The 14027-nt window shown below is 67.6% G+C and carries 15 protein-coding genes; 11 read left to right on the forward strand and 4 right to left on the reverse strand.

Features of this window, described 5'->3' with window-relative positions:
- Window positions 1-14: 14 nt before the first annotated feature.
- The gene (locus AC5LXX_RS08565) at window positions 15-1343 is read left to right on the forward strand and encodes an MFS transporter (protein WP_493409203.1); all 1329 of its coding nucleotides are present in this window, start codon (window positions 15-17) and stop codon (window positions 1341-1343) included.
- A gap of 17 nt (window positions 1344-1360) precedes the next feature.
- Window positions 1361-1936 carry an RBBP9/YdeN family alpha/beta hydrolase gene (locus tag AC5LXX_RS08570; RefSeq protein ID WP_493409204.1) on the forward strand — a complete coding sequence of 192 codons (576 nt, stop codon included), beginning with the start codon at window positions 1361-1363 and terminating at the stop codon, window positions 1934-1936.
- 117 nt (window positions 1937-2053) lie between these two features.
- Here the strand turns inward: AC5LXX_RS08570 and AC5LXX_RS08575 are convergent, their stop codons facing one another.
- The gene (locus tag AC5LXX_RS08575; protein ID WP_493409205.1) at window positions 2054-2197 is read right to left on the reverse strand and encodes a hypothetical protein; all 144 of its coding nucleotides are present in this window, start codon (window positions 2195-2197) and stop codon (window positions 2054-2056) included.
- 47 nt (window positions 2198-2244) lie between these two features.
- On the opposite strand from AC5LXX_RS08575, the gene AC5LXX_RS08580 reads away from it, so the two are divergent.
- The 6 genes from AC5LXX_RS08580 (at window position 2245) to AC5LXX_RS08605 (ending at window position 7292) form a co-directional block, all read left to right on the forward strand.
- The gene (locus tag AC5LXX_RS08580) at window positions 2245-3411 is read left to right on the forward strand and encodes an ABC transporter substrate-binding protein (protein ID WP_493409206.1); all 1167 of its coding nucleotides are present in this window, start codon (window positions 2245-2247) and stop codon (window positions 3409-3411) included.
- A gap of 49 nt (window positions 3412-3460) precedes the next feature.
- Complete coding sequence (locus AC5LXX_RS08585; RefSeq protein WP_493409207.1) at window positions 3461-4540, forward strand: ABC transporter ATP-binding protein; 1080 nt, start codon at window positions 3461-3463, stop codon at window positions 4538-4540.
- Window positions 4537-5406, forward strand: a complete 870-nt coding sequence (locus tag AC5LXX_RS08590; RefSeq protein WP_124451755.1) for an ABC transporter permease — start codon at window positions 4537-4539, stop codon at window positions 5404-5406. Before AC5LXX_RS08585 ends, AC5LXX_RS08590 begins: the two co-directional genes overlap by 4 nt.
- Window positions 5406-6329 carry an ABC transporter permease gene (locus AC5LXX_RS08595; protein ID WP_124451757.1) on the forward strand — a complete coding sequence of 308 codons (924 nt, stop codon included), beginning with the start codon at window positions 5406-5408 and terminating at the stop codon, window positions 6327-6329. Before AC5LXX_RS08590 ends, AC5LXX_RS08595 begins: the two co-directional genes overlap by 1 nt.
- A 113-nt stretch (window positions 6330-6442) precedes the next feature.
- On the forward strand, window positions 6443-6880 hold the full coding sequence (locus AC5LXX_RS08600; RefSeq protein WP_059234165.1) for a hypothetical protein: 438 nt from the start codon (window positions 6443-6445) through the stop codon (window positions 6878-6880).
- Between the two features lie 199 nt (window positions 6881-7079).
- Window positions 7080-7292: a hypothetical protein gene (locus AC5LXX_RS08605; protein WP_047900698.1), complete on the forward strand. Its 213-nt coding sequence runs from the start codon at window positions 7080-7082 to the stop codon at window positions 7290-7292.
- A 247-nt stretch (window positions 7293-7539) separates the two neighbouring features.
- Here the strand turns inward: AC5LXX_RS08605 and prfH are convergent, their stop codons facing one another.
- Both prfH and AC5LXX_RS08615 read right to left on the reverse strand, forming a co-directional pair.
- The gene (gene prfH, locus AC5LXX_RS08610; RefSeq protein ID WP_493409208.1) at window positions 7540-8154 is read right to left on the reverse strand and encodes a peptide chain release factor H; all 615 of its coding nucleotides are present in this window, start codon (window positions 8152-8154) and stop codon (window positions 7540-7542) included.
- Window positions 8148-9296, reverse strand: a complete 1149-nt coding sequence (locus AC5LXX_RS08615; protein WP_493409209.1) for an RNA ligase RtcB family protein — start codon at window positions 9294-9296, stop codon at window positions 8148-8150. The genes prfH and AC5LXX_RS08615 overlap by 7 nt, the downstream gene beginning before the upstream one ends.
- A gap of 733 nt (window positions 9297-10029) precedes the next feature.
- Between AC5LXX_RS08615 and AC5LXX_RS08620 the strand changes: the two genes are divergently transcribed.
- Both AC5LXX_RS08620 and AC5LXX_RS08625 read left to right on the forward strand, forming a co-directional pair.
- Window positions 10030-10899, forward strand: coding sequence for an RNA ligase family protein (locus tag AC5LXX_RS08620; RefSeq protein ID WP_493409210.1), 870 nt, complete (start codon window positions 10030-10032; stop codon window positions 10897-10899).
- A gap of 41 nt (window positions 10900-10940) precedes the next feature.
- On the forward strand, window positions 10941-12074 hold the full coding sequence (locus tag AC5LXX_RS08625) for an AAA family ATPase (protein WP_493409211.1): 1134 nt from the start codon (window positions 10941-10943) through the stop codon (window positions 12072-12074).
- 139 nt (window positions 12075-12213) lie between these two features.
- On the opposite strand, the gene AC5LXX_RS08630 is transcribed toward AC5LXX_RS08625, so the two are convergent.
- Window positions 12214-12756 (reverse strand): 5-formyltetrahydrofolate cyclo-ligase, encoded by a 543-nt coding sequence (locus tag AC5LXX_RS08630; protein ID WP_493409212.1) that lies wholly within the window; start codon window positions 12754-12756, stop codon window positions 12214-12216.
- Window positions 12757-13083: 327 nt separating this feature from the next.
- Between AC5LXX_RS08630 and AC5LXX_RS08635 the strand changes: the two genes are divergently transcribed.
- Window positions 13084-14010, forward strand: a complete 927-nt coding sequence (locus AC5LXX_RS08635; protein ID WP_493409213.1) for a LysR family transcriptional regulator — start codon at window positions 13084-13086, stop codon at window positions 14008-14010.
- The last annotated feature ends 17 nt before the right edge of the window (window positions 14011-14027 follow it).

Genomic DNA, 14027 nt, shown 5'->3' on the forward strand with positions numbered 1-14027 from the left:
CGGAGGAGACACGCATGTTGATTCATCACGTCGAACCGTCGCTGCAGGACCTGACGGCCACCGAGCGGCGCGCGCCTGCGTATGCGTGGCTCGTGTTCGGGTTGACCGTCGGACTGCTGCTGTCGGACTACATGTCGCGGCAGGTGCTCAATGCGGTGTTTCCGCTGCTCAAGCACGCATGGGCGCTCTCGGACACGCAGCTCGGCTCGCTCTCCGGCGTCGTCGCACTGCTGGTCGGCCTGCTGACGTTTCCGCTGTCGGTGCTCGCCGATCGCTTCGGGCGCGTGCGCAGCATCGTGCTGATGGCCGCGCTGTGGAGCGTCGCGACGCTCGGCTGCGCGCTGTCGACCAGCTACGCGGAAATGCTCGTCGCGCGCGGCCTCGTCGGGCTCGGCGAAGCCGCGTACGGCAGCGTCGGCGTCGCGCTGATCCTCAGCATCTTTCCGGCCCGGCTGCGCGCGACGCTGACGGGCGCGTTCATGGCCGGCGGCGCGTTCGGCTCGGTGTTCGGGATGGCGCTCGGCGGGCTGGTCGGCGCGCATCTCGGCTGGCGCTGGTCGTTCGGCGTGATGGCCGCGCTCGGCATCGTGCTGCTCGTCGCGTATCGCTGCGTCGTGACCGAGCGGCGGCTCGCCGCATGCCGCGTCGAACCGTGCCGGCGCGACGCCGACGCGCCGCGCGACCTGCGCGGCAGCCTGCGCGCGCTGATGTCGGGGCTGTTCGCGTCGCGCTCGGTGATCTGCGCGTATCTCGGCAGCGGATTGCACCTGTTCGTGCCGGGCGCGCTGTTCGCGTGGCTGCCGAGCTACCTGAACCGCTACTACGCGATGGCGCCCGACCGCGCGGCCGTGCTCGCGGCCGGCTTCGTGCTGATCGCGGGCGTCGGGATGGTCGGCTGCGGCATCGTCACCGACCGCGTCGGGCGTGCCGACGGCTCGCGCAAATGGCTGACCGCGATCGCCTATTGCGTGCTCACCGGCGTTTGCCTCGCGGTCGCATTCCGGCTGCCGCCGGGGCCGCTGCAGCTCGCGCTGATCTGCGCGGGCATGCTGGTCGGCGCGGGCGCGTCCGGCGCATCGGGCGCGATGGTCGCGAACCTGACGCCGGCCGCGATCCACGCGTCGGCCTTTGCGACGCTCACGCTCGCGAACAACCTGCTCGGCATGGCGCCGGGACCGCTGCTGACGGGGTGGGTCGCCGATCGCGCCGGCCTCGTCGGCGCACTGCAATGGATTCCCGTCGTGCCGCTCATGGCCGCCGTGCTGTTCGCGATCGGACGCGCGAGCTACGCGGCCGATCTCGCACGCGCCGAACGCGAACGGCGCGCATCCCGACTTTCCTGAACCCTCCCGGAGGCTGCATGACCCTGGCGACCACGCCCACCATCCTGATCGTGCCCGGCTTGCGCGATCACGTCGAAGACCACTGGCAGACGCATCTCGAACGGCGCCTGCCGAACGCACGTTCCGTCGCGCCGCTCGAAGCCGACAAGCTGAGCCGCGCCGCACGCGTCGCGGCACTCGATGCGGCGCTCGCCGAGATCGACGGCCCCGTGATTCTCGTCGCGCACAGCGCGGGCGTGATGATCACCGTGCACTGGGCGCGGCAGGCCACGCGTGCGATCCACGGCGCGCTGCTGGCAGCACCGGCCGACCTCGACATGCCGATGCCCGCCGGCTATCCGCCGCCTGACGCGATCGACGCGCATGGCTGGACGCCCGTGCCGACGCAGCGGCTCCCGTTCCCGAGCATCGTCGCCGCGAGCCGCAACGATCCGCTCGCGCGCTTCGAGCGTGCCGAGGCGTTCGCGGCAGGGTGGGGCAGCAGGCTCGTCGATCTCGGCGAGGTCGGGCATCTGAACCCGGCGTCCGGGTATGGCGAATGGCATGACGCCGAACGGCTGATCGGCGAAGTGGCGGCGCTCGGCGCGGCCTGACTGAATACCGCTCCACCACGCGCCGGGCCGGCCGGGTTCCGGCGCGCCTCCCGTCGCCATCGGCCGTGATGCGGCCGCGAACCGATTCCATCTCGTCGCTCATCGAGATATGACGTCCTAACACGCGGTCCATTCGGCGCCGCGACGCTCCACCATGCCGGTCAGGACGCCAATCGTCATCAAACGGAAGGTTTTTGTCAGGGAAAGTCCCGCCCCGCGCGCCATGGTTTTTTGTTGACCGACATCGTATAACGCCGTCATGATTTCCTGAAAAGAAAGGTCCCATCCACCGACCGAAGTGAGGAGACATGAACACCACCACGATCGCTCGCCGTGTCCGCCGGATCGCACTCGCACTGGGTTTCACGCTGTCGGCCGCGGCGGCCGTTGCCGCTCCCGTGTCACTGAACATCGTCGACGTCGCGGGCAACCTGCAGCTCACGCAGAAGGCCATCGAGGCGTTCCGGGACAAGAACCCGACCCTCGTGTCGAACGTCACGTTCACCAATGCGCCGGCACCGCAGCTGCCGGGCAAGATCAAGGCGATGCAGGCGGCGGGGCGCTCCGACATCGACCTCGTGCTGACGGGCACCGACGCGCTGGCCGCCGGCATCGAACAGAACCTGTGGCAGAAGCTGCTGCCCGACAACGCAGCCGCGTTACCCGGCGTGCTCGACAAGTACGCGCCCGGCCCGCGCAAGATGCAGGATCTCGCGCAGGGCTTCGGCCTCGAGGTCACCTACATGCCGGCCGGCCCGCTGCTCGAATACAACCCGGCGAAGGTCAGCGACCCGCCGAAGACGCCCGATCAGTTGCTCGCGTGGTGCAAGGCGCACCCGAACAAGCTGATCTATGCGCGTCCGGCGAATTCGGGCCCCGGCCGCACGTTCCTGATGGGGCTGCCGTACGTGCTCGGCGACAAGAATCCGCAGGACCCGATCAACGGCTGGGACAAGACCTGGGCGTTCCTGAAGGCGCTGAACGATTGCGTGCCGTACTACCCGGGCGGCACGTCGGCGGTGATGAAGGAACTCGGCGAGGGCACGCGCGACATGACCGTGACCGTCACGGGCTGGGACCTCAACCCGCGTGCGCTCGGCATCGTCCCGGCCGAGTTCAGGATCCAGGCGTTCGACAACATGACGTGGGTCAACGACGCCCACTACATGGTGATCCCGAAGGGCGTGCCGAAGGAAAAGCTCGACGTGCTCTTCAAGCTGATGAACTTCCTGCTCGAACCAGCGCAACAGGCGATGACCTACGACGACGGCTACTTCTATCCGGGCCCGGCGGTGAAGGGCGTGACGCTCGAGATGGCGCCCGCGCACAGCCAGGAGGTCGTGCGCAAGTTCGGCCGCCCCGAATACGCGAAGCTGCTCGCCGATCGCCCGCACGTTCAGCCGCTCAACGCGCAGGCGATGGTCGCCGCGTTCCAGAAGTGGGACCGCGAGATCGGCTCGCAAAAGTCGAAGTGACGCCTGAACCGGCGGGCGCCGCGGCGCCCGCGTCGATGGAGTTCGCGCAATGAAGCACAGTTTCGAACGGTTGCGGCTCGACGGCGTGTGCCGCAGTTTCACCAATGCGGAAGGCGCGCAGGTTGCCGCGCTGAACGGCCTCGACCTCGAGATCCGGCGCGGCGAATTCATCGCGCTGCTCGGCCCGTCGGGCTGCGGCAAATCCACCGCGCTGAACTGCATTGCCGGGCTGCAGCCGCTGACGAGCGGCGGCATCTGGCTCGACGACACGCGCATCGACGTGCTGCCGCCCGAGCGCCGCGGCTTCGGGATGGTGTTCCAGAACTACGCGCTGTTTCCGCACATGTCGGTGCTCGACAACGTCGGCTTCGGCCTCAAGATGCGCGGCGTGCCGAAGCAGGAAACGCGGCGGCGCGCGCAGCAGGCGCTCGACCTCGTGCAGCTCGTCGGCCACGAGGGCAAGCTGCCGGGGCAACTGTCGGGCGGGCAGCAGCAGCGCGTCGCGATTGCGCGCGCGATCGTGATCGAGCCGCCGCTCGTGCTGATGGACGAGCCGCTGTCGAACCTCGACACGAAGCTGCGCATCGAGATGCGCGCCGAGATCCGCCGCATCCACACGCAGCTCGAACGCGCGACGATCTACGTGACGCACGACCAGGACGAGGCGTTGTCGATGGCCGACCGCATCGTCGTGATGAAGGAGGGCGTCGTGCAGCAGGTCGCGTCGCCGAAGGACGTCTACACGCGCCCGCACAACCTGCACGTCGCACGCTTCATGGGCTACCGCAACGTGCTGCCGTTCACGCTCGAAGGGATGGCCGGCGATGACGTCCGGGTCGCGGCGGGTGACGTACGGCTCACGGGCGTACCGATGGCCGGCTTCGACGCGAAGGACGTGGTGGTCGCGCTGCGCCCCGACGACATCGAGCGTGCGGACGAGGGCGGCGACAACGCGTTCGACGCGACCGTCGAAACGGTCGAATACGGCGGCCGCGACTCGCTGATCCGTGCCGTCACGCCGTTCGGCGCGATCTGGGCACGCGTCGCCGGCGAATTCGCGGAAGGCGAGCGGTTGCGGCTGCGCGTCGCGCCTTCGCGTACGCTCGTCTACGCAGCGGGGCCCGCATGAGCACGCTCGCGTCCGGCGCGCCGCGCGACGCGAAGGCCTGGCTCGTCACGCCCGCGCTCGCGTTCATCGCCGCGCTGTTCATCTACCCGTTCGCGTACGGCCTCGTGCTGTCGTTCCAGCCGATGAACGGCGGCGGCGCGCTCGCGAACTACGTGCAGTTCTTCACCGATACCGCGATGTGGCCGACCGTGCTCGTCACGCTGAAGCTCGCGGTACCGGCGACGCTGCTCAACGTCGGCATCGCGATACCCGTCGCGTTCGCGCTGCGCCGCAACTCGCCGTACCAGAAGTTCGTCACGACGCTGCTAGTGATTCCCGTCACGCTCGGCACGGTGCTCGTCGCCGACGGGATGCTCACCTATTTCGGGCCGAACGGCTGGTTCCCGCAGGCGCTGCAGGGGCTGCACCTGTACACCGACGAAGTGCGCCTCACGCACAACTACTGGGGCGTGCTGCTGTCGCTCATCGTGTCGGGCTTTCCGTTCGCGTTCCTGCTGATGCTGTCGTACATCAGCGGCATCGACCCGACGCTCGCACGCGCGGCCGCGACGCTCGGCGCAAACCCCTGGCAGCAGTTCCGGCAGATCTACCTGCCGCTGCTCGTGCCGGGGCTCACGATGGCCGCGTGCCTGTCGTTCGTGCAGGCTTTCTCGGTGTTCCCGTCGGCCGTGCTGCTCGGCGCGCCGGCCGGCCCGACACGCGTGATCTCGATCGCCGCGGCCGAAGCCGCGTTCGAGAGCTACGACTATGCGCTCGCATCGGCGATCGCGATCGTGATGGGCTTCGTCCAGCTGCTGGTGGTCGCGTCGATGCTCGGCGCGCGCCGCTTCTTCTATACGGGCGCGGTCACGGGAGGCAAGGGCTGATGGCGACCGACAATCATGCCGCGCGCACCTGGCCGCCGAAGCACGACGCGCCCGACGTGCGGCCCGTCGATGCAAGGAAACCGCACCGGATGAAAAGCAACCTCGCCGGCCGTGCCTGGAAGGCGCTCGTCTGGGGGCTGATGGCGTTCTTCCTGCTGAACGTGATGCTGCTGATCGCGACCGTCGCGGTGAACTCGGTCGCGACGCGCTGGTTCGGCACGCCGCTGCCGCAGGGCTTCACGCTGCACTGGTACGCGAAGGCGTGGGAGGACTTCCAGCTCGCGAGCGTGCTGTGGGTGACCGTCGAAGTCGTCGGCGCGGTCGTGCTGCTGTCGATCGCGCTCGGCGTGCCGGCCGCGTACGCGCTCGCTCGCGTGCAGTTTCGCGGCAAGCGCTTCGCGCTGCTGGTGTTCCTGCTGCCGCTGATGGTGCCGCCCGTCACGTACGGGATCCCGATGGCGACCGTGATGTACAAGATCGGGCTCGCGGGCACGCTGCCGGGCGTGATCCTCGCGAACCTCGTGCCAGCGCTGCCGTTCGTGATCCTCGTGATGACGCCGTTCATCGAGCAGATCGACCCGAACCTCGAATCCGCCGCGCGCATCTTCGGCGCGAACACGTGGCGCTATTTCCGCTACGTGCTGCTGCCGCTGCTGGTGCCTGGCATGCTCGCGGCCGGGTTGCTCGTGCTGGTGCGCACGATCGGGATGTTCGAGCTGACGTTCTTCACCGCGGGGCCAAGCACGCAGACGCTCGTCGTCGCGCTGTATTACGCGGTGTTCTCGACCGGCGTGCGCGCGCCGCAGTCGATCGACGCGATGGCGATGATCTACATGGCCATCACGCTCGTATGGGTCGTGATCGCGCTGCAGTTCGTGAGCCCGACGCAGCTGGTCAGCCGCGTGAAGCAGGAGCGGCAGTAGGCCAGCACGTCACTCGGCCGTGCCGGGCATCCGTGCAATTGGTTACAAATGGATACCGCGCCCGGCACGCGGACGTTGCAGACTACGCGCGTTCACCCGATCGACGGATATCCATGAAGTTTCAAACGCTGCTGACACTCGCCGGCGCCTCGACGCTGCTGGCCGCCTGCAACCTGCTCCACGACGGTCCCGGATCGAGCGACGTCGACGCCGCCGTGCGCCGCGCGCTCGAAGCGGAAAACCACGGCGGCCTGAACGCACTGTTCGGCCAGCCGCTGCCCGTGTCGGCCGATGTCGTGTCGGCCAAGCCCGACGGCGACTGCAAGAAACTCGGCGATCGCACGTACTCGTGCGACGTCGTCGTCACGTGGCGCAACGCCGATTACTCGCCGTCGCGCGCGAACCTGACCTTCGTGAAGGCCGCCGACGGATCGTGGCAGACGTCGGGCGTCGATGCGGCGCTCGTGACGGGCACCGCGAAATCGCTGATCGACCATATCGGCAAGGCGTGGCCGGGCAATGCGGCGAGCGGCGCGTCGGCGCCGCAGTGACGCGCCGGCGGCCAGCCTTCTTTTCCTTCTCCTGGTGGGCGGCCTCGTTCCGGCAGGCCGCGCCGTCTCGCTCGTTTTCCTGAAAAGGGCACGATCACCTGGCCCGATCTCGCTTGAACGCATCCTCGGTATGCGGGTCGACTTATAGGGAAAACCCTTATTTCGAGATATAATTACGGCCTAAGAGAAAGGTCGAACCATGCCTGAACGTTTCCAAACCCTTGAAAAATTTGTGTTTTCCCTCGTCGTGATGTCCGCCGTGATGTGCTCGGCCTTCCTCGCGTACGAGCGTCACCCCGAGATCAAGATCGCGCTGCACGAAGGCGAAGCGCTGATGCGCGAGAGCGCCAAGTACTCGGTGATCTGCTCCCCGTCCAAGGTCGATCCTTGCGTCGAGATGTCCGCTTACTAAACGGCTTTGCCGGACTTGTCCGATATCTTCGGTGATCTGAATTCCTTAAAGTCGCGTTCTTGGGAAGTTCAGCAACCGGCCGCAAGATAGGGCGGATGCACGAACCCGTTACGTGCCGAGTCGCTGGCGTAAGCAGCCCCCGAATTCAGTCGGCCCCGCTTCGAGCAATCGAGCGGGGCCGTTGCGTTTTTGCGCGTAGCGTGACACGGCATGCGGCGGCTCGCCGCCGACAGCCGTGCGGCCATGCTCAATCGGCCGGCACGAACGCCGTCCCATGAAACACGCGCACGGGGTTCCCGCGCGCCAGCGCAAAGTGCTGCATCCGCCGCTGCCGGCGCGCGTCCGACGCGTGACGATCGGCTTCCTGCTGCAATCGCACCTGCAGCAACTGCAGCGCCAGACGCTTGTTCGCATGCTGGCTGCGCTCGCTTTCCACGCGTACCGACAGGCCGGTCGCGACATGCGTCGCGCGGATGGCCGAACTCGTCTTGTTCACGTGCTGGCCGCCCGGCCCGCGAGCGCGCATCGCTTCGAACCGCACGTCGCCGTCCGGCAGCGGCTGCGCCTCCGCACAGCGCGTGACGCCGATGAACCAGTTCTTGCGCGGATGGCGCAACCGGTACGGGCTCGTGCAAATCCACTGCAGTGTGCCCATCCACCGTTCGGCGAGTGCCGGTGCCGCATCGCCGTCGAGATCGAGCAGCACCGAACGCAGCGTGCCGGGCCGTTCGCCCGGCTGCGCATCGAGGACCGTCACGACGACGTGCCGCGCATCGGCTTCCGCCTGCAGGCGCCGCAACGCGTTGGCCGCGGCGAGCTGGCATTCGGGCGGACCGTGCGCCGAGGAAATCTGCATCAGCATCGGCAGCCCTCCCCGGACGTCTTGTAGGTCAGCACCGGTTCGAGCCGTGCCAGCCTGCGCAACAGGCCGGCCGCCTCGAGCGCGTCGACGACGCTGTCGATCGGCTTGTACGCCTGCGGCGCTTCCTCGTACAGCAGTTCACGGTCTTCGCAGACGACGTGGCTGCCGAGCGGCGTGCGCGTGAGCTGCGACGGGGTGAAGCGCCGCTCGAGGCGGCCCTTGCAATCGCCACGTGTCCATTTGCGGCCCGCGCCGTGCGCGAGTGATGCGAGGCTCGCCGCATCGTCGGGCCGCACCGGCGCGACGAGGTAGCTGTAGTCGCCGCGCGAGCCCGGAATGACGACGGGCCCCGCGTCGGCCGGCGTCGCGCCTTTGCGATGCAGCCAGCCCGGCTCGCCGTCGATGTTCGCGCGGCTCACCAGGTTGTGATTCACGTCGAGCACGCACCGACCGTCGCTGCGCCAGCGCGCCAGCATGCGCCGCGCGATCAGGTCGCGATTCGCGATCGCATAACGCAACGCCGCGTCGTGCCGTGCAAGGTACGCCGCGCATGCGGCATCCGGCTCGTCGAGGCCGTTGTAGCCGTGCTCGCGCATGTGCTGCTCGAGAATCGACTGGCCGAAGCCGCGCGACCCGCTGTGCACGAGCAGCAGCAGGTACTCGCGATCGAGACCGAGCGCCGCGACCGCGTCGGCGTCGTACACCGTCTCGATCCGCTGCGCCTCCGCAAAGTGATTGCCGCTGCCGATCGTGCCGAGCGACGCGGCGAACGCGTGACCGGCGAATCCGGCGGCCGCGATCAGCGGCTGCCAGCTTGCATCGGGCGTGGCGTCGATCGAGCCGAGCCGGCTCGCGAGCTTCGACGCGCTGGTGCGCCGCGCATCGAGCGCGGTTCGCCACAGCGCCATCCCGCAGCCGATGTCGCCGCCGATCAGCGCCGGATACAGCCGGCCCGCCGAAAAGAACGCCGCGCCGACCGGGTAGCCGCGTCCGGGGTGAAGATCGGGCATGCCGGCGACGCGCCGCATGCCGGGGAGGGTGGCAGCCAGTTCGAGCTGCCGGATGGCCTCACCTTCGATCCAGGTGGTCGGGCTGGCGCACAGCGTGATGCGTTCGCCCAGGTATTGCATGGAATTGCCCATGGAGGTTTCCGTTCGATGAAAAGGAAGAACGGCGGGCCATGGCGCGGGCAGCGCACACATGCGCGGCCCGACATCGGAAGTCGGGAGGGAGGCGGCACGACCGGATCGGGACGACCCGGCTCATCGCCATGACGACGATGCGTAGTGCTACGTTGCGTGAACGATGAAACGGACGGACGCGAAAAACCCGAACTACGACCCGCGACGGGAGGAGCGCTGGCGTGACGTCATGATGTTCTTCTCCTTGCGAGTGAGGGGTTGATCGGAATGGCGGCGACTCTAGCATGTACGCAACGGGCGCAGCAAGCGAGTGATCCGGCCTTGCCGATGGAATTTCGATTCGATGTGGCGAAAAACACACAAATAGGATTCCGGATCATTTGCGCGGCGATGGCGTGCGCGGCGCGCCCGAGCAGGCATACGGCGCATGCGGACGACCGCAACCGACACACATGACGGCGCTTGACAGCACAAAAACCGTTTCGTAGCATCCGCCTGCTTCATCCCTGAACCCTCATCGAACCGGTGATCCAAGTGCCCGCAAACATTCGTCCCTTCGCCTGATACGCCGACGACTGCCGTCCCGGCCGCGTGTCGTCCGGCCCGTTTCCGTCTGCGTCGCAACGCCGGAACGATGATCGCAGGGCCGCGCCCGGACCCGCACTGACACCGCAACGCACTCCCATCCGTTCGTTCACGTCGTCGGCTTTTTCCCTGTTTCCGGAGAAAGACCATGACGCTGGATTTTCGCGCCTACGCGCAATCGCTCGACCTCGCCCGCTACCCGCGCACGCCGCATCTTGAAGGCTCGCGCCTGCAGGACGGCGACGAAGGTCACGACCACATTCCGTATCGCACGCTCGCCGGCGCGCACATCGTCGTCGAGGAAAAGCTCGACGGCGCGAACACCGGCATCAGCTTCAGCCCGGCCGGCGAACTGCTGCTGCAGTCGCGCGGTCACTATCTGGCCGGCGGCGGCCGCGAGCGGCAGTTCGGTTTCGTGAAGACCTGGGCCGCGGCCCATGCCGGCTGGCTGCTCGACCGCCTCGGCGATCGTTACGTGATGTACGGCGAGACGATGAGCAAGAAGCACGCGGTGTTCTACGACGCGCTGCCGCACCACTTCTTCGAGTTCGACGTGTTCGACCGCACGATGGGCCGTTTCCTGTCGACGCCCGCGCGTCGCGCGCTGCTCGCCGACGGGCCCGTGCTGTCGGTGCCCGTGCTGTACGAAGGCGTCGCGCCGGCGCGGCTGGCCGACCTCAAAGCGCTGCTCGGCCCGTCGCTCGCGAAGACGCCGGACTGGCGCCGTGCGTTCGAGGACACCGTGCGGCGCCAGGGGCTCGATCTTGCACGGGCATGGCAGCAATGCGACAAGTCGGAACGCTCCGAAGGGCTCTACGTGAAGGTCGAGACGGACGACACGACGACCGGACGCCTGAAGTGGGTGCGCCACGACTTCGTGCAGGCCATTCTCGATTCGGCACGCCATCACTCGGAGCAGCCGTTCATCCCGAACCTGCTCGCACCCGATGTCGACCTGTATGCGCCGCACCCGGCCGTGACATGGCAATCGGTCGCGGCCGCACATCCGAAAAAATGAACACGGAACGGCCGATCGCCGTTTCGGAAGGAGTATTGATCATGAAGTACGGACAGTTACAGGCACTTGTGCCTGCGCCCGGCCGGCAGCCGGACTATCACGCGTGCCTCGCGGCGTTTCCCGCGCTCGAACACGCGAAGACGACGCCGCAAGAGCCCGCTCATCACGGCGAAGGCGACGTGTGGACGCATACGACGATGGTGATCGATGCGCTGCTGGCGCTGCCCGGTTATCAGGCCGCTTCGCGCGCCGACCAGGAAATCGTGTTCCTGGCCGCGCTGTTGCACGATGTCGCCAAGTCGAGCACCACCGTCGTCGATCCCGTCACCGGCGCGATCGGCCATCCCGGCCACTCGCGCAAGGGCGCGATCGATGCGCGCATCGCGCTGTGGGATGCCGGCATGCCGTTCGCGGCGCGCGAGGCGGTCTGCCGGATGATCGCCGTGCACCAGGTGCCGTTCTTCGCGATGAGCGGGGCGCGCCACGGCACGCCCGAGTTCATCGCACGCGAGCTGTCGTGGCAGGTCAGCATTCCGCTGCTGTGCCTGCTCGCCGAAGCAGATATCCGCGGGCGCATCTGCGACGACACGCAGCGCGTGCTCGACAACATCGAGCTGCTGCGCGAACTCGCGCGGGAAGAGGGCTGCTACGGCCAGCCGCGTGCGTTCGCCGACGCGCACACGGCGCTCAGCTACTTCCGCGGCGCGGACGTGCATCCCAACTATCCGCTGTTCCGCACACCGGGCTCGCGGGTCGTCGTGATGTCGGGGCTGCCGGCATCGGGCAAGAACACGTGGGTCGCGCGGCATCATCCGGATCTGCCGGTCGTGTCGTTCGACGATGCGCGCGATGCGTTGGGGCTGCGTCACGGCCAGAACGAGGGCGCGGTTGCGCACCATGCGGTCGACGCCGCGAAGGCGCTATTGCGCGAGCGGCGCCCGTTCGTGTGGAACGCGACGAACCTGTCGCCGCTGATGCGCAAGAAGACGCTCGACCTGCTGTATGCGTACGGCGCCGACGTGACGCTCGTCTATCTCGAACAGCCGCGCGCGGAGTTGCTGCGCCGCAACGCACGGCGCGACACGTCACTGACGAACCGCGCGCTCGAGGCGATGCTGTTGCGCTGGGATCTGCCGCTGCCCACCGAGGCACATGCGGTGCGGTACGAGGTCTGATGCCGCAATGTCGTCGCACGTGCCGGTACGCCGGTTGTCACCGGCGGCGTACCGGCACGCGCATCATGCCAGGCACACGGCCACGCAGCCGATCCGGAACACGCGTCGGCCAGGGGGGATTTCATCGTGGATTCCGGCCTCAATGCGCGACGATGATGAATGCCGTGAGCGCGATCGGGAGCAGCGCCACGCCAAGCAGGCCCACTGCGCCGTCGGCCGCTATCGTGAGCGGCGACAGCGCGAGCTTCGCGCCCCGGCCGAGCAGCGACGGCCGCTCGATGACCTCGACGTTGTAAGGATGATTGAACGCCTGCGGAATCGACGACGGCGTGACGTCGTTCGGCTGGTAACGCGTGCCGCTGATCGTGCCGCGCTCGGTCAGCCGGTAGCGCTCGTCCTTGAAACCGTCGGCGACCGCGCGCGCACGCAGTTCGGAGCCGGGCGGGGCATCCTCGCTCGAAAGCTCCAGGATGTAACGCCCGGAGATCTTGTCGCCGTGCGTCTCGAAATCGTCGAAATCGGTATGAAGCTTGGGGCGATAGGGCGCCGTGAGGTTGACGGCGAGGGCAGGCGGCACATCGAAGATGTAGTGGTACTGCTTGCCGATCACGACGAGTTTCTTCCCGTCGGGGCTGATCAGGAATGCCGACAGCGTTTCCCGGTATTCCGGGTCTTTCATCATGCGATCGGTGATCGGCCCGATTTTGACGTCGGAGCAGCCGGCAAACATGCCGGACGCCGCCACGGCGGGCAGCGCGAGAAATGTTCTTCTTTTCATGTGTGCTGTGCTTATGTTGTTGGTTATTCAGCGGCACCGCTTGAATGTCGGACCCCGCGTTCAATGAACGCGGCACCCTGACGGCCGTTCGTGCGGTTTCTCGTCTGCGCATTGTAGGGCCAAATCCACGAGCGCGGCATTCCCCGCAAGGCGGCTGACGCACGTACGGTAGACTGCACGCTCGCTTGCCCGCCACCCCACGACACGATCGCCCGCGCACCTACACAGACCATGGATCGAATCGATGCGATGAAGGTGTTCGTCGCCACGCTGGACGAGGGCAGCCTCGCGGGCGCGGCGCGACGGCTCGGCCGGTCGCCGGCGGCAGTCAGCCGCGCGATCGCGTTCCTCAAGGAACACACGGGCACCGCGCTGCTGTACCGCACCACGCGGACGAATCGGCTCAGCGAGGCCGGCGAACGCTACGCGGCTGCGTGCCGCCGCATCCTGTCCGATCTGGAAGAAGCCGACATGCTGGTCGCCGACGAACGCTCGGCGCCGCGCGGCATGCTGACGGTCACCGCGCCCGTCGCGGCGGGTGAAGACGTGCTGCGCGCACTGCTTGACGCATTCATCGAACGCCATCCGGCCGTGTCGATCCGCCTGCAACTGCTCGACCGTCCCGTCAGCCTGATCGACGAAGGGATGGACGTCGCGCTGCGCATCGCACACCTGTCCGATTCCACGCTCGTCGCGATTCCGGTCGGCTCCGTGCGGCGAGTCGTCGTTGCGTCGCCCGACTACCTGGCGGCGCATCCGGCGATCGACGCACCGGCCGATCTCGCGCAGCACCGGATCATCTCGATGACGCACTTCGGACTCGACTCGTGGAGTTTCCCGCCGTCGGGGCCATCGGCCGTGCCGCAGGTCGTCCAGTTCGCCCCGCGCTTCACCATCAACACGATCCGCGGCGCGGTCGCGTCGGCCGTCGCCGGTCACGGCGTCACGCGACTCTTTTCCTATCACGTCGCCGAACAGGTACGCGACGGTACGCTGCGGATCGTGCTGCGCGACAGTGAACATGCGCCGCTGCCGATCCATCTCGTCACGCCTTACGGACGGCTGTCGGTGCCGAAGGTTCGCGCGTTCGTCGATTTTGCCGCGCCGCGCCTGCGCGAGCATTTCGCGCGGCTGGCGGCCATCACCGACGGCGATTGAACCGGGATGCGGAAGAA

The organism is Burkholderia torrens (assembly GCF_984668525.1).